Here is a 20,969-nt window from a genome sequence, read left to right as displayed (position 1 = left end):
TCTTGTGCTGTAAGGGAGCTCCCGGGACGAAAATGATTCGTTCCGGGAGCTTTTTATTGCCTTAAAAGACTGTTTGAGGAGGTGTTCTGTGCGTTCTAAAAATGGGTTGACCTGGGGTATTGGTAGTAAATGAGGGCGCCGTTGGTTATACGACATGAAAAATATCCGGGGTGGGTGCTTCTGAACGAAAGAGATAAAAATTTGAAATATATCAAGTAGATAGGCAGTGATTATGTGGGAAAAGAGGGGTGGAAGGTGCGGATGGGAAGACGACAGTAGGTCGGAATTGCAGGCGTAAGAGGGTTTTGAGGCGTCCCATCACAGAAGGCTGAAAACGAGATTTGGAACACTTATTGAATGTAAGTATATACAACTCTTTACTTGCTTTTGAGTGAAAACCCCCGCGAAATCAAGGTATTGCAGGGTGGTTGTATAGGCAATTATTTTCATCGTTTTGCGTATTTTGTATTTCTAAGTCAACCGTTTCTTTCAAAATATGCATAAATAAGTGGAAATAATGCCTAATAAGCCACAAATGAAGGGTATGTGTTGTTTAAATCTGGAAAAAATAACCTCAAAGAATCATGTGCTCCAACTCATATATACAAGTGTTTTCCCTGGTCAGATAAACATTTTCCTTCACTAATTGAGGAATTAGACAAGAAAAGAGTTGTCTATACTTGGCATTTGTCCCCCAAACTGTCGTAATCTCATTTAGCGAGAAAAATACCCCCAACTTTTCTCAGAATCAGAACCACATTTCCCCCGTATAAACATCACCCAATTTGGAGCAACCCCCCTATGGCTTTCAATCGTCGAAACTTTCTTACTTCATCACTTACCGCTCTTGCAGGAGCAGGTCTAGCAGCTGCCACCCCTGCCGCTGCTGTTGAGGCGGTAGGCCCACGCATTAATCGGTGGAAGCTTGCCTTTGATGAAAATTTTGATGGTAACGCAGTAGATACCACCAAATGGAATATCCGAGATAGTGAACCTTTCCTTGCAGGTGTACCCGGCACCTGGGGTAATGCCCCCGGGAATACCCCCACCGTCAACTCCGCAAAATGCGTCAATGTAAAAGACGGGCGCGCAGTATTCCACCTTGAAAAGCTCCAAAAGCCCGTGATGGTTGACGGCAAGCGCCGCGACTTCAAGGGCGGATACTTGGACAGCCGCGGCAAGTTCTCCGCCGAATACTTCCGTGTGGAAACTCGCATGAAAATGCCTTCGGGCCCTAATGCTCACGGCAACCACGCATGCCTCTGGTTCCGTCCGGACGATAACGGTGAGTACAACCCCAACGCCACCCTTCCCTCGTTGGAAATTGATCTCAACGAGTATTACGGCGTCAACTACCAGGGCAAAGCTAATAATTTTGATATTACTCAGCGCACCGAAACCTCTGTGCACTTCGACCAGACCGGTGGCAATAAAGCTGATAACCGTTCGGTCTACGGCATGGGCTGGCTTCCTCGGGAACCCCGTGACTTGCAGAATGAATGGCACACCTGGGCGGTAGAAGTAACACCGGACCAGGGTATCGTGGTGACTTTTGATAATAAGCATGTACTTTGCCACGTGCCTGCTAATGATCCTCGCTTGCTGGCTGCTAAAAAGCCCGGAACTAAGATGCACATGCGCCTCAACTTTGAAGGCGGCACCCAGTATTGGGGTCCTGTCACTGCAGGTAACAAGCTGGACGGCACCATGGAAGTTGATTACATTCGTGCTTGGAAATATATGGGTTAATAAAAGCGTGTGTGTCGGTTTGTTGCAATCTTCGCAAGGTGTAAAATCGCACATCAACCAGGCTTTTTTCAAATCCTGAAGAAGTATTTGTGGAAAAACATAAAAGTTACCCCAAAGTAACCCACAAATGCCAGAAGCATCTAGTATTTTTAGACAAGTGCCCTTAGGTGCTTAGTAGTACTCACTTACACTTCTTATTACCCTCAGGAGAACCCCCATGTCTCAGGTAAAAATCGGCAATCGCTCTGGCCTTAAGGTTGCCTCCGTTGCATCGGCAACTATCGCCCTCCTTGCAACAGGCACTCTTGCCCCTGCTCTTGCAGCGGATGACGCTAACCAGCAGGTAGTCTCCGCTACCGCAGCGGTAGTTGCTAACAGCGCGGTTAACCTTGCCGACGGCGTCTTGATTGAAACTGCCGAAAACCCCACTATCGCCGCGGACGGTACTTCAACCGGTCTTGCTACGGTGGAGTCCGCCGAAATTCAGAACCTAGAAATCATTCTGGAATCAGCCAAGACTGAGCTAACCGTTGGCACAAAAGATACGGTAAAAATTGCTGAAAATTCTGTAGGAGCGGCTATCAAGGCATACCCCAATGCTCGCGTGCTGGGTGCCTGGACCGTTTCGGATCCTTCGATTCTGACCGTGACCCCGCAAGGTGCTATTGAGGCGAAAGCTCCTGGCACTGCGACCGTTACCTTCACTTCCGCAGAGGTCTCCCAGGGAGTCGTTACCGAAGGTACACGTTCTGTGACCTTGGAAATCACCGTGGTTGCAGCAGAAGAACCTACACCAGCTGTAACGGAGACCCCCGCACCGGTAGAGACAGCGGCTCCTGCTTCCGTAGAGACGGCAACTCCCGCTCCCGTTGCATCAGAAACTCCTGTTCCCGTAGCTACCGAGACCGCTGCACCTGTAGAGACGGCAACTCCCGCTCCGGCAGAGGTTACAGTAACTTCTGCTGCGGCTGCGGATGCACCTACTGCCCCAGCTGAGACTGCAGAAGCACCTGCACCGGTAGCGGCACAGGCTCCTGCATCTACTGACGCAGTAGCAACTTCCGCTGTGGCTGCTGAAGCTCCTGCAAGCCAGGCAGTTGCCCCTCGCGCCGCTGCGGCGTCCACCTCTGTCTATGAGAACTGCGCCGATGTTCACGCCAAGCTGGGTCGTGAAATCCACCAAAACGAAGTTGGCTACGAGCCCAAGCTGGATCGCGACGGCGACGGCGTCGGATGCGAACTCACTCCTGACTACGAGAACACTCAGAATGGCTCTGAGCAGACCGTAGTTAACCAGGGCGGTTCTGAGAACACCTCTAGCACCAACGGTATCTACCCCTCGGATGATTCCCGTTCTGTGGACTCCTTGGCGTCCAGCGACCCTGCTAACGCTTACTATGGTTCGACCGAGACTACCTTGGCGAACACAGGCTTTAGTGCGATGGGTATCTTCGCTGGCGGCATGACCCTGCTTGGTCTGGGTACCGCTGCAGTAGTGACCTCGCGCCGTAAAGCTGTATAAGCTTTTTCACGCAAGATAAAACCGTGCCGCATCATGAACACCATGGTGCGGCACGGTTTTATCAAAAGAGCCCGTTATCGGGGGAGGCTCTAGAGGAATGAGACTCTCAGTGACTGCGTGGTGAGGGTCTTCTTCTTCATTTTGAGCCCCAGATCAGCGTAAGAGATTGTGAAATCCTGGTGTTCCTCAGGGAGCTCTGGGGAGAAATCTAGCTTGCTAGCGTGTAGCGACTATTTAAGTTTTTCACCAATCTTCAGATGAATAACACTAGGTCCTCTCGTTTCGAGAGCTTTAGTCACGCTCTCTGCCAGTGTCTCCATGGTTGCTTCAATACCTGTAGCGCCGAAGCCTTCTGCCAGTTGCACCCAGTTGGGCTGAACGAGGTTGACGGCGATGGGCGCAATGCCGCGATCGCGCTCATTTTGGCGAATTTCGCCGTAGCCGCCGTTATCCACACAGATAATGGGTAGGTCAAGATTTTGTTCCACCGCAGTCATGAGCTCTTGGATAGCGAACATCAGCGCGCCGTCGCCCAAAAGGCAGACCACAGGACGATCGGGGGCGGCAATCTTAGCACCCACTGCCGCGGGAAGGCCGTAACCGAGAGTTGCGTACGTTGCCATGTACAGCAGCGAATTGGGGCGGGGCGCGCGGTAGAACGTAGTGGTTCCCATGTAGGTAACCTGTGAGGAGTCACCGGAAATAATAGTGTTCTCCGGCAAGATGTCCATAATTTTTTCGTTGAGCGCGGCAAGCTCGGGAGCCAGCGCGCGGCCTTCGTCATCGAGCGCGTCAAAAACACTCTGAAGGTCGCGAACTTCGCGGCTTTCTTCGGTCACGCCCTCCTCTTCTAGTGCCTTCAAAAGCTGAGGAACAACAGCCTTGGAATTGCCGGGAAGTTCGATATCTGGGGTGATGTTGGTGAGCATCTGCGAGCGCTCAATATCAATACGGATGACGGGCCCGGCGGGGCGGATGTCGCCGTCCCACAGCTCGGCTTCACCGATTTTCGAGCCGATAATGAGCATGGCGTCTGAGGAGCGGCAGAACTCGTGGGCAGAGGAGAGGCGCAGGTCCGCGCCGAGGGAGAGGCGGTGCTTTTCGGGGATGGCGCCCTTGCCGTTGATGGAGGTAATGACGGGCGCTTCGAGAAGTTCTGCCAACGTGAGGAGGTCTGCTGCGGCGGGAATCGAGCCGCCGCCAGCAACGATAACGGGGTGCTTGGACGCGGCCAGTAGCTTTGCGGCTTCTTTGACGTCCTCTAGCGGTGCGGGTTGGGGCTTGCCGATGGGGCGAGCCTGCAACAGTGCGTCGTCGATGTCGGTTTCACGTTCGAGGACGTCGAGGGGTACCTCGATGTGAATGGGGCGGGGGCGAGCGTGTGCGAAGGAGCGGAAGGCGGTGTGGATGATATCAATGGCTTCTTCGGCTGAGTTCACGCGGCGGGAAAATTCAACGATTGAATTCACCGCACCGGTGGGATTCTTGGTTTCGTGAAGGGCGCCGATGTCGCGGTATTCCTGGCCGACGGGGCGGCCGGGGGAGAGGATAATCATCGGGCGCGATTCAGCGTAGGCGGTTGCAGCACCCGAAAGAGAGTTCAAAAGGCCGGGCCCGGAGGTGGTGATAACGACGCCGGGGAGCCCGCGCACCTGTGACCAGCCGTCGGCACCGTAGGAGGCGCCCTGTTCGTGGCGAGTGGTGACCGGTTTGATGTTGAGCTCGGGCAGATGGCGGTAGAACTCTAGGTTGTGAGTTCCTGGGATGCCGAAGATGGTGTCGATGCCGTAGTTTTTCAGGGTTGCAAGAATGGCGTAGCCTGCGTTGCGGCGCGATTCAGTAGTTTCCACAGGGGTCTCCTTGATAGCGCGGATGCGCATGAGGGGTGGGAAGCTCAGGCAGGGTGGTTCGCCCTGAAACTGTTTGTCCCAGGTGGGACTATGACAGTTTATAAGTAAGTTCCGCGTAATCTAAGGATTGTTCTCTCTGAAATGTTATCCAGCTCACGTATAAAGATGCAGGGTGGGGGTTCATACTAACTGCAGAAAGTGCAAAATGATTATTCTTCGATCCTAAAAGTAACGAAACCAAGCCGTACTTAATTATTTGATAAGTTGGAAGAGTCCCACGCCTCAACACCAAGGAACCCCTGTGACTTTTCCCCAAACACACCGCGCCCTCCCCCTCACCGCTCTGGCTCTTGCCACTGCCATGATTTTCTCCGGCTGCGGGGCAAACTCTGAGAACACTCAGGATTCGAACGCCTCATCGTCCGCAGCCACCGAGTCTTCAGCTTCAACAGAATCACCCGCGGCGTCGTCGTCCAGCATCTCGGACGAAACCAACCAAAAACCCGCTGAAATCTTCGGCGGTGGAACCGAAATCTTCCCTGACCGACGGTTTGTTGCGCTCTATGGGTCACCGGAAAATGCATCTCTGGGTGTGCTGGGCGAATACTCACCCCAAGAGGCAGTAAAGCAAGCAAAAACTCTTGCCGAGCAGTACCAACCGTTTAGCAAAGAACCCGTCCAACCCGCGTTTGAAATCATCGCTACGGTTGCCAGCAGCGAAGCTGGGGAGGATGGCGATTATTCCCGGGAGCTATCCGTGAAGAAGCTCCTACCTCTCATCGAGGAAGCAGAGAAAAACGGGGTGTACGTCATTCTTGATTTACAGCCGGGGCACGATACCTTTCCCCACCAGGTGAAACAGTATGAGGAGCTCCTCAAACGCCCCAATGTAGGTATTGGGCTTGACCCCGAATGGCGGCTAGCGCCGGGGCAAATGCACCTGCAACAAATCGGTAGCGTGGACGCCGCCGAAGTCAACGAAGCCTTAGAAGTAGTAGCTGACGTGGTGAAACAAGAAAAACTTCCGCAAAAATTAGTGGTTCTCCATCAGTTCACCCAAACCATGATTACTAACCGCGAGCTGATTGATACCTCCCACCCTGAACTCGCGCTGACCATCCACGCAGATGGACACGGCACACCCGACCTGAAAAAAGATACCTATAACGCTCTCTTGCAGGGGCTATCTCCAGAAATCTACCCGTCGTGGAAGAACTTCTACGATGAAGACACCCCCACTCTCTCCCCCGAGCAGACCTATAACCTGAACCCGAAACCCTGGGTTGTCACCTACCAGTAATCCCAGATGAGGAGCTCGTTGTGGAAATTTTTAGTAAACACGGAACTGAACGCGCTGTCGATTGGGAAGCAGCTGGCCTTCGCTGGTTAGGGCAAGCGCAGGACGACGGCGGGGCACGTGTGGCTGAGGTCGTTTCTGCAGAGGGTGAACGGCTGGTTATTGAACGTATTTCCGAAAGCTCTCCTGATCGCAGTATTGCCTGTGACTTTGGCGCTCGCCTCGCCCGAACCCATCAGGCAGGGGCCGAAGCATACGGCGCAGGCCCTGCCGGGTGGGAAGGTTCTGGCTTACAGGGTCCTGCTGGTAATCAGCTAGAGCTCCCTCTGAATCACCACAGCAACTGGGGCTCAATGTGGGCGCAAGAACGCATCGCCCCTCTAGTGCGCAAAGTTGAAGATTATGGTGCCCATGAGCGAGGGGTATTTGGGGAACTGTGCGCTTTGCTGCGCGAGGGAAACTTCGATGGCTCTTACGGGGAGGGGGCAATCCCCGCCCGTGTTCACGGGGATCTGTGGGCAGGGAACGTTTTGTGGACCGAGAGCGAAGCGGTACTCATTGACCCAACCCCCTATGGCGGTCATCCTGAAGACGATTTGGCGGCGCTCGCTCTCTTTGGCGCTCCTCATTTGGATGACATTATTCAGGGTTATCAGCAGGTAAGCCCCCTTGATAAGGGATGGGAAGACCGGGTTGAGCTCCACCAGCTTCACCTCTTGCTCCTCCACGCCGTGCTCTTTGGAGCGGACTACGCCCGTCAGGCGTTGAAAGTGGCGCGAAAATACATATAGGGCTGGTGGTGAGATACCAGGAAAGTGAACGAGGTACCGTCTTAGTGCGGTACCTCGTTCGCTTTTCTAGTACCTGGCGCAAAAAATACTGCTACACAAAATTCCCAAATACCCAGAAATTGTTGCATAGTGGGATACGACACATTCCACAATGTAGGCATCGCCGTCTGCACTGACCTCAGATTCCTGGAGGACCCCATGAGCACACACCAAAAGTCTGCCGCAGAGAACGCTAAACCGTCGTTCTCCGCTCACCCCAACCGCGTTATCGCAACCGGTGCCGACGGCGTCGAACGAGTTGGCCCCGTCAACGCCGCTGAGGTTCCCCGCTGGGCAGGTAACGGCACCTTCGCTCGTCTGCCGCGTTTGGACGAGGTAGAAAAAGCAGACATTGTGATTGCAGGTATGCCCTGGGACTCTGGCGTTTCTTACCGCCCCGGTGCTCGTTTTGGCGCCAACCACGTGCGTGAGGCATCCCGCTTGCTGCGCCCCTTCAACCCTGCCGCTAATATCTCTCCCTTCAAGGAAGCGCAGGTGGCAGATGCGGGCGATATCATCGGTAATCCCTTCAATATTGAAGCTGGACTCGCTGAGATGGAAGCCGGTGCACACGAACTCACTAGGGATGGCGCCAAGCTGGTGACCATCGGCGGCGACCACACTATCGCCCTAGCTAACCTGCGCAATATGGCAAAGAAACACGGCAAGATTGCCCTGCTGCACTTCGACGCCCACCTAGATACCTGGGATACCTACTTCGGCGCCGAATACACCCACGGAACGCCCTTCCGCCGCGCCTTTGAAGAAGACCTACTGGACACCGGCGCGCTCTCCCATGTGGGTACTCGCGCGTCGCTCTACGGCACCGAGGACCTGGATGACGATCGCCGCTTTGGCTTCGGCATCATATCTTCTGCCGATGTTTACTACCTGGGTGTGAAGAAGGTCGTAGACCTACTGCGTGCCCGCATTGGCGACCGTCCACTGTATATTTCCATCGATATTGACGTGCTCGACCCCGCTCACGCGCCCGGCACCGGCACCCCCGAAGCTGGTGGAATCACCTCCCGCGAACTGTTGGAAATCCTGCGCGGACTGCGCGGTCTCAACATCGTGGGCTCGGAACTCGTGGAAGTTTCCCCCGCCTACGATCACGCAGAACTCACCGGCATTGCCGCCGCCCATGTAGTCTACGAACTCGTCTCCCTGCACGCCGCCGGCGTCAATTCAGGTACCGCTTCACCGGCGTACGGCGAAGCCGACATCACCTACGGCAAATAAGTCTTTATCAACCACCGAAAGGAAATCTCTGTGGTAAAAATTCAAGAACTTTTAGACGACGCCAACCCGGCAGAAGCGCGCATCATGAAGCACTTTGCCGACCGCGCAGGAGGATTCCGCCCCTCTGCCGTCCGCGACGTCTTTGAAGTGGCAATGCGCCCCGGCATTATCTCGCTGGCTGGCGGCAACCCCGATTTAGACTTGTTGCCCCTCGACGAACTGGGGGTGATGTCCGCCCGCATTATTGAAAAGGAAGGGCTGGAAGTTCTACAGTACGGCTCCGGCGCTGGCCTGGAAGAACTCGCCGAGCTGGTCTGCGAGTTCATGAAATCTGAAGGATCTTCACCTGCCCTCGAAGAGATCCAGATGACCGCTGGCTCCCAGATGGGTCTGGATCTCGCCACCAAATTGTTTGTGAACCCCGGCGACGTCATTCTCGCCGAAGGCCCCACCTACACCGGTGCGTTAGGAACTTTTGAGGGATATGAAGCCGACGTACGCCAGGTTGCATTAGACGGCGATGGGCTCGACCCCGCCGCCGTCCGCGAAGCTGTCAAAGCTATTCGATCTGAGGGTAAAGAGGTCAAGTTCCTCTACACCATCCCCAACTTTCAGAACCCTACCGGTGTGACCCTTTCCGACGACCGCCGCGAGGAACTGACCCGCGTCTGCCGCGAGCTGGACGTTCTGATTGTGGAAGATAACCCCTACGGCCAGCTCTCATTCGACGGTCTGCGCCACCGTTCCCTGCACTCCTATGACCCTGAAAATGTGCTTTACCTGGGGAGCTTCTCTAAGGTTTTCTCCCCGGGTGTGCGTGTGGGTTGGATGGTAGCTCCCGAACGAGTGCGAAAGTTCCTGCAGATTGCTGGCGAAGCTGTGACCATCTGTCCTTCGGTACTGTCGCAGCGTTTGGTGCTGGGATTCATGGCAGAAGGAATGTGGGAACCTCACACCCGCCGTACCGCTGCGCTCTATAAAGAACGGTGCGAGGCCGTGCTCGCCGCCTGCGAAAAGTACATGCCAGAAGGCACCACTTGGACGACGCCGTCGGGCGGTTTCTTCACCTGGCTCACCCTGCCAGAAGGCGGCAAGTACGCCGACGCTGCTGACGCTCTTGCGCCCGCCATCGAAAATGGTGTGGTGTTCGTACCCGGGTCGGCGTTTTTCGAGACTGTGGACGGCAAAAACCCCGGCGCGAATCAGCTGCGGATTGCATTCTCGTCGGTGGAGCCTACCGTGCTTGAAGAGGGCGTGAAGCGTCTGGCTGAGGTGCTATAAGGCATCCTTTTCGCCCGTGGTATAGAAAAACACACTGCCTGCCCCGCATCCCTTGCTTCTTCGCTGGGATGCGGGGCAGTCCGTGTGTTTTCAGATGGGGTAGATAGGGTATTTATTGACCAATAAAGGACGATGACGGCGTAATAGAGGTGGGCCAATGAGAAAACATAAAGCGGAAGGGAATTCTGGAACAGTCCCGAAGTCAATCATTACCCTCCTTGGTCCTGCTTTCATCGCTGCTATTGCCTATGTGGATCCGGGTAATGTGGCGGCCAATATTACAGCGGGAGCACGCTATGGATTCCTGCTCGTATGGGTTCTGGTAGTAGCTAATCTCATGGCAGTAGCAATTCAGTACCAATCGGCAAAACTTGGTTTAGTAACTGGCAAGTCTTTGCCCGAGCTCATGGGAGCCAGACTATCTCGTCCAGCCCGGCTACTCTACTGGGCGCAGGCGGAACTGGTGGCCCTGGCTACTGATCTTGCAGAAATCATTGGTGGAGCCATCGCATTACAGCTTCTTTTTGATCTGCCCCTACTATGGGGCGGATGTATTACAGGAGCTATTTCAGTTGGGCTTCTATCGTTCCAATCTAAGCGGTCACAAACCCATTTTGAATTTGTAATTATTGGGTTGCTTCTTATTATCACCGCGGGTTTTTTGACCGGCTTGATACTCAATCCTCCACCGATAAATCAGGTTGCCAGCGGCCTTATTCCCCGGTTTGAGGGAGCAGAATCGGTACTGGTAGCTGCCAGTATGTTAGGTGCTACGGTGATGCCGCACGCTATCTATCTTCATTCATCTTTGGTCAACCACCGGCATGGATCCCTGGCAGGACGAACCACGAGCTTGCCCAGACTTATTCGCGGTACTCGCCTCGACGTCGTCTTAGCACTCGCAGTCGCTGGCACCGTAAATATTGGGTTGCTCTTGCTTGCAGCTTCAGCCTTACGCGGTGTGGACGGCACCGACGATATCGCTGGCGCCCACGGAGCTATTGAGTCTGCTTACGGATCTACTGTTGGTGTGATTTTTGCTCTTGGTCTACTAGCATCTGGTCTTGCATCAACCTCGGTTGGTTCCTACGCCGGCTCAGAAATCATGCACGGTCTCATTCGCCGTAGAATCCCACTTCTCTACCGTAGACTTATCACTTTATTGCCAGCATTGGTTGTTCTGGCGTGGGGCATAAACCCAACTCAGGCGCTTGTAATTTCCCAGATGCTACTGAGCTTTGGCATTCCGTTTGCTCTGATACCGCTAGTTAGGCTGACATCCGATAAGACCCTGATGGGGGCTTATCGAGACAGTCTATTCTTGCGTATTTTTTCTTGGTCCGCTGTCTTCCTGATTATTTGCCTTAACCTCATCTTGGTGGTTCTTACTCTTACGAGTTAGGTCAAGATAAAGAAAGTATTCGCTGACAGAGCCAGCTACGTTTCTAACCCCACTCAGGATTTTCTATATCTGCCCCCTGGGCGGCAGCATTGGCGACTATCGAATCGTGAATCCACTGAGCCAGACCAGTCTCGCGTTCGTCGTAATGCTGAGTAAAACGCGGATCTGCAAGGTAATTCTTGGCAATGAGCACTTGCTGAGAGTATGAACAGTCAAAGTAGCGGTTGATGCTTTCCAAATGACGCTCTGCTAGCGCATTTGCGAAATCTGAACCGGGGGCGACGCCGTCGCGCAAAGCCTGAGCACAGTCGGCTTCCAGTGCCTCACCTTCGGCGGTTGCCTGAGCCCAATCCGCTTCGGTGAAGTTGGCAGTTCGCTGTGCAGACTGCCGGTAAGCATCGGTGTGACCGTATCGGCGTTCGGTTTCTTCAGCGTATTGGGCGTGTGCCGCACGAGCTTTGTCGGCGGGAGATGGGTTGTTCATGTTGACCTCCATCAGAGTTTCTACCGCATGCAAAACAGATTGCAGGTTGCGGATTTTTGCGGCGAGGAGCTCTTTCTGTCGTTCAAGGTGCTCTGCGGTGGCGCCGTCGTCGATCATGTTGCCAATCTCAGCGAGAGAAAAATCAAGGCTTCGGTACACCAAAATCTGATGCAGGCGGTCAATATTCTCTGTCGAGTACACCCGATAACCTGTGGATGTGCGCGCAGGGACTATCAGCCCCTTATCTTCAAAATGATGAAGTGTGCGAACGCTCACTCCCATCAGTTGGGCGACTTCACCCACGCTGAGCGAATCATGGTTAAACGGTTTCATAGCTCCTCCTAACATCGCCCACTGTAGAAACTGACGTTGCGTGAGGGTCAAGCGGGTCTAAGAAAAAAGTACACACTTCCCGCAAAAATACATATTCAAGCATGTACTTTTGCGGGAAGTGTGTACTTTTTCGGCGGGCGCCCTCACACGACACCAAACCCACCGCGCAGTGACGCCTCCGCCCCGCGCGTCCTACTTCTTGGGCCGTCTGATGCCCACTGCCATTGAAATGAGCTTATCGAAGGCGCGGTCAGGCAAAATTGCGTGAGCTGCAATCAGCGGACGTGCACCAAAACCAACCGCGTATCGAGTCTTTGGTTTTTCTGCAGTGAGCGCCTTAGCGATAGCATCCGAAATAACAGTAGGCTTGGACCCCTTGTTAATTCCGCCTCCACGCAGGCTCTTAGCTACCGCGCGAGCCTGATCAGCGTAAGCGCCCGCCCCAGATACCTTCTCAACGTTATCTGCCGCGATACCGCCCCACTCGGTCGCGATTCCACCGGGCTCAATAATCACCACGTCAATGCCGAAAGGCTCAACCTCTATACGCAACGAATCGCTGAGGGCCTCCAGCGCAAATTTTGTACCGTGGTACCAGCCACCCAAGGGGGTGTACATTTTGCCGCCCATTGACGAAATATTGATGATAGTTCCAGAACGCTGCGCTCGCATGTGGGGAAGCACTTTCTGGGTGAGATTCATAGCGCCGAAAATATTGACCTCAAATTGATGGCGCGCCTCGTCCAAGGGAGTGTCCTCGATCGAGCCGTAGGAACCGTAACCGGCGTTGTTTACCAGGACGTCGATGCGACCTGTTTCTGCAATAATCTGCTCCACTGCTTTAGTGAGAGAGTCATCGTCGGTAACATCCAACGCTAGGGTGCGCATTCCGGCTTCTTCGAGCTTTTTCATGCGGTCCACACGACGCGCGGCGCCGTACACCGTATAGCCGAGTTCCTGCAGTTTGCGGGCGGTGACTTCACCGATTCCCGACGAAGCGCCGGTGACAAGAGCAACTTTTTCAGACATTGCTTTCTCCTTCAAGTAATTGATAGTGAAAGTTATTCTTCCACATCAAAGAGGCTAAATGCTCAGAAGATGGCTCAATTCATCTGGCAATACCCAGAGAAAGCCCCAAAGTTCATGCGTCATTCACCCTGATTTTTGGGTTATTTCTTTCGAACCACTCATGCTTTATGTCTATGCCGGTGTAAACACCCAGTTTCAAAGGAGATTCCATGCCTCGCACCATCTTTGCCCACCGAGGACTTTCTTCCGTCGCGCCAGAGAACACTCTGGTTGCCATCGGTGCTTGTGCAGAAAACAAGGTGAAATGGTTTGAAACAGACGTGGATATTCTGGGCGATAGCACGCCCGTCGTCATTCATGACACCCACCTGGATCGCACTACCAACAGAACCGGTTCTATTTACGATCTCAGCGCAGAGGACTTAGAGGGAATCGATGCGGGAGCCTGGTTCGGGAGTGAGTACCGCGGCCAGAAGTTGCCTACCCTGGCTCAGCTGGTGGAGCTGATGAACCGCAAGGAGCTCAACGGGAATATCGAAATCAAGCCCAACGAGTTGGGTGCGGAGAAGGTTTACCAGCTCTTGGATGCGGTCATTGCAGAGCTCGGCAAGCTAGATGACGACCGTGAAGTAGTCATTAGCTCTTTCGACTAGTTGGCGCTGGCTGAATTTAAGCGTCGCGCCCCCCAATATTCGGTCGCAGCTCTCATGGGTACGGAAATGCTGGCGTCCAACTGGCTTACCACCCTTGAATTTATAGGTGCAGATACGGTTCACTCCGACGCCGCTGCCCTCACCCCTGAGCTAGTTCAACAGATGAAGGAGGCAGGTTACACGATTAATGCGTGGACGGTGAACTCCCGCGCCCGAGCTAACGAGCTCCTCAACTGGGGTGTTGATGGCATTATTACCGATTTCGCCCATGAGTATGTTGATTTAGAGAAGCAAGGGCAATAGCCCATTGACCGGCGTAGCTCGTTTTGACCATGTCTACCTGGTCAAAACGAGCTACGCCGGTCAGAGACTTTGATTCTTCTTTATACTAGAGAGCAACCTCTTTTCTTCGCGCGTCTGCGCTTTGGCTGAAAGTCACGTTCCGTAGCCGCTTGGTCTCTGATCTGGCAGGTTTCCGCGGCGGTATCTCGCTGGCGGTGGCTCTTTCGATTCCAATTACCCTGGCAGACGGCGAGGCGTTTCCGTTCCGAGACGTCATTATCTTCGTGACCAGTGGAATCGTGATTCTTTCGCTGGTAGTTCAGGGCGCCCTATTGCCGCTGGCAGTTCAAGCACTAGAGCGTGCCCCCGCACCCAACTATGCTGAAGACCCCGAGGCAGAAGACCGCGAGGTACGAGCCGCCATGATTGACTCTATGCGGGATGTTTACAAGGACTTCGACCAGATTGTAGTTCGCCATAACGTTTCCCCTGCTGCTGCGGAGAAAGTCAAAGCTGGCTGGGAGAAACAGCGGGAACGCTGGTTGAAGATGGATCCAGATAACAGAGAAGAGAAAGTATCTCAGGCTAAAGAAGAGATGAAAGAACTTCAGCTCGCCCTGGTCAGGGAACGTCGACAGCATATGATTCGCTACCGCGATGAGGGCAAGATTGACGACGAAGCGCTCATCCGCCTGCTGGATATCACCGATATGGATGAAATTAGGCTCACTGGTCCGGTTGAGATGGAGTAGTTGCCCTAACGGATGGTGTGGAGCTTTTCCTTGGAGAATTGCGGGTCGGGATCGCAGGTTACCTTGTATTTTGTATCTGCCAGTTCGGTAATTTTGGTGACGTACGCCTGAGTTTCCCCAAAGGGTGGGATTCCCTTATACTCTTCGACTGCGGCGGGACCCGCGTTGTAGCCTGCGAGGACAACCCGTAAGAGTTCGTCGTCGTTATGTGCAAAGGGAGCGAGGCGCTCCTTGAGATAATCGAGGTAGCGACCCTGCGCGGCAATAGACGCGGCGGGGTCGGTGGGATCACCCTGACCGTACATCGCCCAGGTTTCGTCGGTGAACTGGGCGAGACCTTTCGCGCCTGCGTGGGAGGACGCCCCGGTGCGCCAGTCTGATTCGGTTTCAACCTGCGAGGCTATGATGCCGGTTCTAAAGCCAGATTCTTCGGAGGCCAACTCGAGGGCGTCGCGTACTTCGTTGGGGGCGTAGGTGAGGTCGGTTTGCCCGCAGTAGTCTTCGTAGGTTTCGTGCAATCCGACGACGCCGGCGCCCAGCAAGAGCCCCGAGGCGAGTACCTGCCAGTGGGCAAGAATACCTGCCCCAACGCGTAGGGCGGGGTTGCGGCGGGAGCCTTGTGCAACGGTTGAGGCTACCTGAGATGTGGAGGTCTGAGTGCTCTGCGAAGCGTCAGACTCGGGTGCGGGGTGTCGTTGTGTCATCGTCTACTAGAGTAACGTACACACGCTAGCCCCGCCGAGAACACACGGTTTGCTCACAATACATGGTTGTTCGCTGTGTTCTTGGGTAAAACGTGTGTTTTTGATGGACGACGACGCCGCAACGGCACCGGAGGTTACTTCACCTCGATGAGCCCCCGCGCGCCACGTTCCATCTCGGCAAAGGAGTGGTTCACAAAGCTATAAGTTCCGACTTCGCGAAACTCCATTTCCACGAACCCACCCTGGGCAGAGGCGAGGTCGAGGGACTGGGCGTGTCCGCCGTCGTTGCCGAAGGCGTCCTGTGCATCGCGTAATAGGTAGGCGCCTTCCTTGTAGACCGTGTGGAATTGGCTGCCCACCACATGGAAACTGCACCCCTGAGAAGGGCCAGCGGCAAGAACCCACATGCGCACTTTCTCGCCCACACGAGCTTGGAGAGGTTCTGCCACATACTGGGTAGCATGGCCGTTCCACATTGTGAGAGTAGGGACACCGTCGGCTACGGCGTCGGGGGCAACGTCCACGATCTTGTTTCCGTCAGCGGTGCTCTTGCCGGTATCAGTAAGGTAAGTTTCGTTTTGAACCACCACAAACTCGCGGTCCACGGTGCTCAATGAGACGGGATCAATGATGACCGCCCCAAACATTCCTGCGGCAATGTGCGTGCTCATAGGCATAGTGGAGCAGTGGTAAAGCCAGATCCCCGAGCCTGTAGCTTCAAAACGGTACACCAGTTCTTCGCCGGGAGCGATGGTGCGCATGTTCTCGTTAGGGGAGACCATTCCTGCGTGGAAGTCCACCGAATGACCCATAGTGCCGTTGTTTTTGAGTGTAATTTCAAAAATATCGCCGAGCTTACCGTGTAAGACCGGACCCATATAGGAGTCGGTGAAGGTCCACGAATTGATGGTGATTCCGGGGGCAATCTCTTGTTCGGTTTCGGAAACGTCGAAGGTGATGCGGTGTACCCGTGCGCCGTCCTGAATCTCTGCGGATTCGACGGGGGCGAGGGTAGCGTCGCGCACTTTAAAGTCCTTGCTCAGGGGCGCAGAGAGGTCGATTTCGCTAGACTTCATCACGGTTGAATCTGCCCCCGTGCCGGGCATGCCTTCATGCCCGGTAGCGTCTTCCGTTGCTCCCGATGCCACTACAGAGAACGTCATTCCCATCGCGCGGTGGCCGATAATCGTGCACCAGCCCTCGGCATCGCCGGTAATTACCCCGACATGGAGAGTGCGGGTTTCACCGGGGTTAATGCGTCCGGTTTCTGCGCCACCGTTAGCGTCTATATAAAGGTCGTGGATGTTGGTGCCGTCCATATTCTTGACCTCAATCACCAACTCGTTGCCTACCGGTACTTCAACGGAGTTGGGCACAAATCGCATGTCGGAGGTTGCTTGAACTTGGATGCGGGTGACCTCTCCGGTGCCGCGGGAAGCATTTGTTCCACCCCAGCGCAGTAGCTTGGACGACGACGGCGCAATCGCTACCCCAGTCGCCACCGCGGCAAGAGCTGCGCCGCCACCGATGAGTAGTTCCCTGCGGGCATTGGGTTGCTGGGGAGCAACCTCAACAGGAGTTCTGGGCGCAGGGGCTTCTCCACGGGCGCGTGCGGCAATCATTTCCTTGCGGGCTGCTACAGATTTTTTCACGCCACGGAGCATCAGCGGTATGAAGGCGGCAAGAGTCATGGCGCCCACAATGGAAACCAGCGCGCGTACCATCGACCCGGTGAGTTCCGCGGGCAAAACGAAGAAGGTGAGGCAGATGTTGATAATAGCTACGCGCCCGAAGGAGAACCGGTTGAATTCCCTGTTTGACGCGCGGACGGCGGCGGGTCCACCTCCCATGCGTACCGGCAGCAGATAGCTCATGGCGCCGAGGAGAACTTGCAACAGGAAACCGGCGACAAAGACGGGGGTGACGGTACGCAGATGAAGCTGGGCGAAATCGGTGCTGAAGACCATGACCGCGGTCCACACCGTGCCCACGATGAGCCAGGCGAACCCTGCTGCTACCGAGAGCGTGGGGTAATCGAGCGGTTTTTTGGCGGCGCAGGTTTTGACCATTAATACCGCGATGACCAGCAGGGCGAGAGCATAAATAACCAGCCCCGCCCCTACGAGGGAGCGCAGATTGAAGAGAGCAGCGAGCGTGGTGACCGTGACTCCTGCGACCATGCCCCACAAACCGATTTTGGAGAGTTGAACCGCTGCGGGGTGCATTTTGGTGCGGAGCATAGTGGGCCAGAGCGTCATGAGCGTGCCCACCACAGTAAGCCCTACGAAGCCCAGAACATTGACTGTCTCGTGCCCCAGCAGCAGGCGGTTGTACAGGTCAGTGGTCGTGGAGTTGCGGGCAAGGAGTGCGCCGAAAGTAGCTCCCACCGGCAAAAGCCAAGCGGCTGCGATATAGAAGCGAACCGTCGAATCAAAACGCGCGGGCAGCGCACCGCGTAACTGAAGCAGAAGGTTCAGCCCATGCCAGGCGACCATTAACCCCACGCCGGTGGACCCCAGCAGAGTCAGCGGATAAATCCCGCCAACGATACCCACCATCAGCACAATCATGGAGGCGTTGAGCCCGTAAATACGCCCCACCTGCGTCTTGCGCGCTTCGTCGGGGAGCTTTAGTTTGAGCAATGCTTCGGTGAAGTGCTGGCTCCATATCAAAATGGAATTTGTGATGAGCCCCAGGGTAACCATGTGGACCATCAACCAGGTGGAATTAGGTACCCAGCGGTGCACAAAGATAAGGATGAACAGCAGAATCATCCATACGCTCACTGGCTTGGATGCTTTCCGATGCCAGGTTGCGCGCCCCGACGCCCGGCGGGCAATTTGCTCCGGCGAGGGCGAGGGCGAGGGCGAGTTCGCGGAGGTGCTGAGGGGGAGCTTCTGGGAAGGCATGGGATCCTTTGGGCATCATAAAATTTGCATGGATAATGCAATTATAGTTTGTGCCGAAAACACAGCAACTCCCCACAACACACGCTTCTTCGCTGTGCTTGTGGGCAAATCGTGTGCTCTCGACGTCGAACCCGGTGAATCTGGGCTTCCTCGGATAAAGTGAACCCATGGCATTAGACGTAATCATTACCATTATCTCGGCGCTAGCAATCGGTATCGGATGCGTAGGCATCATCTACCCTATTCTGCCTGGATCCATTCTTGCGCTCGGCGGCATTGTGCTGTGGGCTTTTACCGTGCGCGCCCCCGAAGGCTGGTGGGCGTTGGGACTCGGCGGCGTCCTCCTTGTTCTTGGCATGACGGCGCAGCTACTCCTCACCGGCAGAACCCTCAAACGCGAAAGAATCCCCAACTCGTCCACTCTCTGGGGTGCAGTGGGTGCGGTAGTGGGCATGTTCGTCATTCCCGTGGTGGGTTTGTTCATAGGCTTTGCCGCAGGTCTCTACCTCAGCGAAGCTAACCGACGCCGCAACTTCAGCCAAGCTGTACCCGCCACTTTGCAAGCGCTCAAATCGATGGGCATTGGTATTGTGGTGGAATTCGGATGCGCGCTCGCGGCCGGAACCGTTTTTGCCCTAGCCGCCATCACCTATTTTGTGACTGCCTAGCCAACTAACCCAGGCGCTGGATGCCAGACCCCATAGCAAATCTCACGGGACGACTTGCGGGTAGAAGGTAGACTTACTGTCGTGAAATCTTTGCCCGCATCCTTGTTGCTCGTTGCCTCGATGATTACCCAGGCCCTCGGAATGTTCCAATACACCGGGAACGCCCTGGTGATTTCTGGTCAGGTCTTCTTCCCCATCCTCTTCCTGCTCATGATCGTTTATCTGTCATGGCGCAACCCCTCAACTTCTGAGCGATTTCAGGGGCCGCACTTTATGATTTTGGGGCTGGCGGCCATCAGCTTGATTGTCACCATCGTCGGTGTAGTGGGCTCACTGTGGTATTTCTACCCCTCCATTTACGTGTATTACGCCTCTTTCTTCCTGCTTGTTCTAGAGCTGGCGCTCATCATCGCTTCGCTCCCCAAAAAGCCCAAGAAGGAACGTAAAGTCTCCGCACGTCAGAAGCGTAAAAACCGCGGTACTAACTTGGTGGCAACTGCCAAGACGCCGCAGGGGGAGTCGGATTCAACGTCGTCCCACCGCGCTAACTAGAACCACCCCTACCACCTCCGGAGCACACATGAGCACCTCGCCCACCCCTTCGATATCCGCCGGATCAATGCAGCCTAAAAAATGGGCGATTGTTGCCGCCTTCGCTGTACTTGCCTTTGTTATCGGGTACACGATGAACTATGCGTTGACCGTGGGCGCGCTGGACTTCTCGGTGTACCGTTATGGCGCGATGACCGTGTTCAATAACGAGGGCTTTGACAAAGATCTCTACGTTATCGACCTGCTTCGTTTGGGCCCGAACTTCTCCCTTCCCTTTACTTACCCACCGTTTGCGGCGTTACTCTTTGTGCCGATTGCCTTCATTCCTAAGTGGCTGGGCGTGGTGCTGATGATGCTCCTTGCCTACGCGGTGGCATTCTGGCTCTCGGTCCTTATTCTTAACTACGCCAACAAGCGCGGCCGCGTGCTTCCGTTGCAGCGCTATTTAGGGCGAACCGGTACCATCGTGTTGCTCATGGCAGTGATTCTGTGGTCCGGTCCCTGGCTCCGCGGCTTGAACCTGGTCCAGATTAACCCGCTCATTATGTTGCTGGTGCTCTGGGACTTTTTGCGCCCGGCAACTCGTCTTCCCCGCGGCTTCTTCATCGGTATTGCCGGTGGTATTAAGCTCACCCCGTTGGCGTTTGGTCTCATTTTGTTGATGCGCAAGGATATCAAGGGCGTTATCACTCTCGGTCTTTCATTTTTGGCAACCGTGGGCATCGGTTTCCTCTTTTTGCCTTCTGAGGCAGTGGAATTTTGGACGTCGGCGGTTTCTGACCCCTCGCGCGTCGGCAATATTAACTACCTCGATAACATCTCAATTCAGGGCTGGCTCATGCACTTAGGGCTTACCGGTGCGGGACTGAAGCTGATGCACTACGGGCTGATTCTCGTGCTACTGGTGGGCATCGCGCTTCTTATTCCTATTCTCGAAAAGCACAAGATGGTGCTTTCACAGGTAGCACTGAACGCCTTCCTGATGGTTTCCATGAGCCCTATCAGCTGGTCCCACCACAACACCTGGCTGCCTCTGCTGGTGGCAGCTCTGTGGCTGGACGCTTTCCCCGCCTTTTTCTCCCGCGCATCCACCGGGATGCGTATTGCCGCGCAGATCTGCGCGTGGGTTGGAGTTATCGGTTTGTATGCCGGGCCCATGTGGATTGGTTCGCGCTTGCACGGTTCCAATGACAATCTGGACTACATCGCGCAAGGTCCCCTGGTGATTTCAGCGATTCCGGTTATCGCTATGTTCATCACGGTGATGCTGTGGATTGTGGTTGGTCTGCAGCACCGCCGGGAGATTGCTGCGACTCCTGCGGCGGGCGACGACGTCGCCGTCGAGACTCTGCGTTATTAAACAGAAATGGTGCGGTATAGGGTGGAAGCCCTATACCGCACCGAGTCCGCTTAGGCTACCGAGACCCCTA

16 protein-coding genes and 1 pseudogene are annotated in these 20,969 nt (G+C 54.9%); 12 read left to right on the top strand and 5 right to left on the bottom strand.

Annotated elements, in window-relative coordinates; translation table 11 throughout:
- Nucleotides 1–801: 801 nt before the first annotated feature.
- Nucleotides 802–1,749, top strand: coding sequence for a family 16 glycosylhydrolase (locus A7E48_RS07970; protein WP_068171885.1), 948 nt, complete (start codon nucleotides 802–804; stop codon nucleotides 1,747–1,749).
- Nucleotides 1,750–1,966: 217 nt separating this feature from the next.
- Complete coding sequence (locus tag A7E48_RS07965) at nucleotides 1,967–3,271, top strand: excalibur calcium-binding domain-containing protein (protein WP_068171883.1); 1,305 nt, start codon at nucleotides 1,967–1,969, stop codon at nucleotides 3,269–3,271.
- Between the two features lie 230 nt (nucleotides 3,272–3,501).
- Here A7E48_RS07965 and A7E48_RS07960 read toward each other — a convergent pair whose 3' ends face one another.
- Complete coding sequence (locus A7E48_RS07960) at nucleotides 3,502–5,121, bottom strand: thiamine pyrophosphate-binding protein (RefSeq protein WP_233126041.1); 1,620 nt, start codon at nucleotides 5,119–5,121, stop codon at nucleotides 3,502–3,504.
- A gap of 301 nt (nucleotides 5,122–5,422) precedes the next feature.
- Here A7E48_RS07960 and A7E48_RS07955 point away from each other — a divergent pair, with 301 nt between their 5' ends.
- The 5 genes from A7E48_RS07955 (at nucleotide 5,423) to A7E48_RS07935 (ending at nucleotide 11,173) form a co-directional block, all read left to right on the top strand.
- Nucleotides 5,423–6,421, top strand: coding sequence for a sugar phosphate isomerase/epimerase (locus A7E48_RS07955; RefSeq protein ID WP_233126040.1), 999 nt, complete (start codon nucleotides 5,423–5,425; stop codon nucleotides 6,419–6,421).
- 20 nt (nucleotides 6,422–6,441) lie between these two features.
- Nucleotides 6,442–7,209, top strand: a complete 768-nt coding sequence (locus tag A7E48_RS07950) for a fructosamine kinase family protein (RefSeq protein WP_068171881.1) — start codon at nucleotides 6,442–6,444, stop codon at nucleotides 7,207–7,209.
- Between the two features lie 198 nt (nucleotides 7,210–7,407).
- The gene (gene speB / locus A7E48_RS07945) at nucleotides 7,408–8,490 is read left to right on the top strand and encodes an agmatinase (protein ID WP_083147301.1); all 1,083 of its coding nucleotides are present in this window, start codon (nucleotides 7,408–7,410) and stop codon (nucleotides 8,488–8,490) included.
- Between the two features lie 30 nt (nucleotides 8,491–8,520).
- The gene (locus A7E48_RS07940) at nucleotides 8,521–9,771 is read left to right on the top strand and encodes a PLP-dependent aminotransferase family protein (protein WP_233126039.1); all 1,251 of its coding nucleotides are present in this window, start codon (nucleotides 8,521–8,523) and stop codon (nucleotides 9,769–9,771) included.
- A 157-nt stretch (nucleotides 9,772–9,928) separates the two neighbouring features.
- Complete coding sequence (locus A7E48_RS07935; RefSeq protein ID WP_068171878.1) at nucleotides 9,929–11,173, top strand: Nramp family divalent metal transporter; 1,245 nt, start codon at nucleotides 9,929–9,931, stop codon at nucleotides 11,171–11,173.
- 43 nt (nucleotides 11,174–11,216) lie between these two features.
- Here A7E48_RS07935 and A7E48_RS07930 read toward each other — a convergent pair whose 3' ends face one another.
- Together A7E48_RS07930 and A7E48_RS07925 are read right to left on the bottom strand one after the other, a co-directional pair.
- On the bottom strand, nucleotides 11,217–11,990 hold the full coding sequence (locus A7E48_RS07930; protein WP_068171875.1) for a MerR family transcriptional regulator: 774 nt from the start codon (nucleotides 11,988–11,990) through the stop codon (nucleotides 11,217–11,219).
- Nucleotides 11,991–12,182: 192 nt separating this feature from the next.
- Entirely contained in the window at nucleotides 12,183–13,019 is an 837-nt protein-coding gene (locus tag A7E48_RS07925) for an oxidoreductase (protein WP_068171872.1), read from the bottom strand.
- A 209-nt stretch (nucleotides 13,020–13,228) separates the two neighbouring features.
- Here A7E48_RS07925 and A7E48_RS11405 point away from each other — a divergent pair.
- Together A7E48_RS11405 and A7E48_RS11010 are read left to right on the top strand one after the other, a co-directional pair.
- Nucleotides 13,229–13,975: pseudogene (locus A7E48_RS11405) on the top strand (glycerophosphodiester phosphodiesterase family protein).
- 149 nt (nucleotides 13,976–14,124) lie between these two features.
- Nucleotides 14,125–14,706, top strand: coding sequence for a hypothetical protein (locus A7E48_RS11010; RefSeq protein ID WP_068171869.1), 582 nt, complete (start codon nucleotides 14,125–14,127; stop codon nucleotides 14,704–14,706).
- Nucleotides 14,707–14,711: 5 nt separating this feature from the next.
- Here A7E48_RS11010 and A7E48_RS07910 read toward each other — a convergent pair whose 3' ends face one another.
- Together A7E48_RS07910 and A7E48_RS07905 are read right to left on the bottom strand one after the other, a co-directional pair.
- The gene (locus A7E48_RS07910) at nucleotides 14,712–15,410 is read right to left on the bottom strand and encodes a lytic transglycosylase domain-containing protein (RefSeq protein ID WP_141669423.1); all 699 of its coding nucleotides are present in this window, start codon (nucleotides 15,408–15,410) and stop codon (nucleotides 14,712–14,714) included.
- A gap of 134 nt (nucleotides 15,411–15,544) precedes the next feature.
- Nucleotides 15,545–18,319, bottom strand: a complete 2,775-nt coding sequence (locus A7E48_RS07905) for a multicopper oxidase domain-containing protein (protein ID WP_233126038.1) — start codon at nucleotides 18,317–18,319, stop codon at nucleotides 15,545–15,547.
- 167 nt (nucleotides 18,320–18,486) lie between these two features.
- On the opposite strand from A7E48_RS07905, the gene A7E48_RS07900 reads away from it, so the two are divergent.
- The 3 genes from A7E48_RS07900 (at nucleotide 18,487) to A7E48_RS07890 (ending at nucleotide 20,899) form a co-directional block, all read left to right on the top strand.
- A complete protein-coding gene (locus A7E48_RS07900; protein WP_068171866.1) occupies nucleotides 18,487–18,987 on the top strand; it encodes a DUF456 domain-containing protein in 501 nt (166 codons plus the stop codon).
- 81 nt (nucleotides 18,988–19,068) lie between these two features.
- Entirely contained in the window at nucleotides 19,069–19,539 is a 471-nt protein-coding gene (locus A7E48_RS07895) for a hypothetical protein (protein ID WP_068171863.1), read from the top strand.
- Nucleotides 19,540–19,567: 28 nt separating this feature from the next.
- Entirely contained in the window at nucleotides 19,568–20,899 is a 1,332-nt protein-coding gene (locus A7E48_RS07890; protein WP_083147298.1) for a glycosyltransferase 87 family protein, read from the top strand.
- Nucleotides 20,900–20,969: the final 70 nt, after the last annotated feature.

Source organism: Rothia sp. ND6WE1A, assembly GCF_001683935.1.
Taxonomy (GTDB): domain Bacteria; phylum Actinomycetota; class Actinomycetes; order Actinomycetales; family Micrococcaceae; genus Rothia; species Rothia amarae.
The sequence above is the reverse complement of the archived record's forward strand: the minus strand, read 5'-3'. Positions and strand labels throughout refer to the sequence as shown.

Coding starts and splice junctions, on each gene's coding strand:
- A7E48_RS07970 (WP_068171885.1), top strand. CDS start 802: ATGGCTTTCAATCGTCGAAACTTTCTTACTTCATCACTTACCGCTCTT.
- A7E48_RS07965 (WP_068171883.1), top strand. CDS start 1,967: ATGTCTCAGGTAAAAATCGGCAATCGCTCTGGCCTTAAGGTTGCCTCC.
- speB (WP_083147301.1), top strand. CDS start 7,408: ATGAGCACACACCAAAAGTCTGCCGCAGAGAACGCTAAACCGTCGTTC.
- A7E48_RS07935 (WP_068171878.1), top strand. CDS start 9,929: ATGAGAAAACATAAAGCGGAAGGGAATTCTGGAACAGTCCCGAAGTCA.
- A7E48_RS07930 (WP_068171875.1), bottom strand. CDS start 11,990: ATGAAACCGTTTAACCATGATTCGCTCAGCGTGGGTGAAGTCGCCCAA.
- A7E48_RS07925 (WP_068171872.1), bottom strand. CDS start 13,019: ATGTCTGAAAAAGTTGCTCTTGTCACCGGCGCTTCGTCGGGAATCGGT.
- A7E48_RS07910 (WP_141669423.1), bottom strand. CDS start 15,410: ATGACACAACGACACCCCGCACCCGAGTCTGACGCTTCGCAGAGCACT.
- A7E48_RS07905 (WP_233126038.1), bottom strand. CDS start 18,319: ATGCCTTCCCAGAAGCTCCCCCTCAGCACCTCCGCGAACTCGCCCTCG.
- A7E48_RS07900 (WP_068171866.1), top strand. CDS start 18,487: ATGGCATTAGACGTAATCATTACCATTATCTCGGCGCTAGCAATCGGT.
- A7E48_RS07890 (WP_083147298.1), top strand. CDS start 19,568: ATGAGCACCTCGCCCACCCCTTCGATATCCGCCGGATCAATGCAGCCT.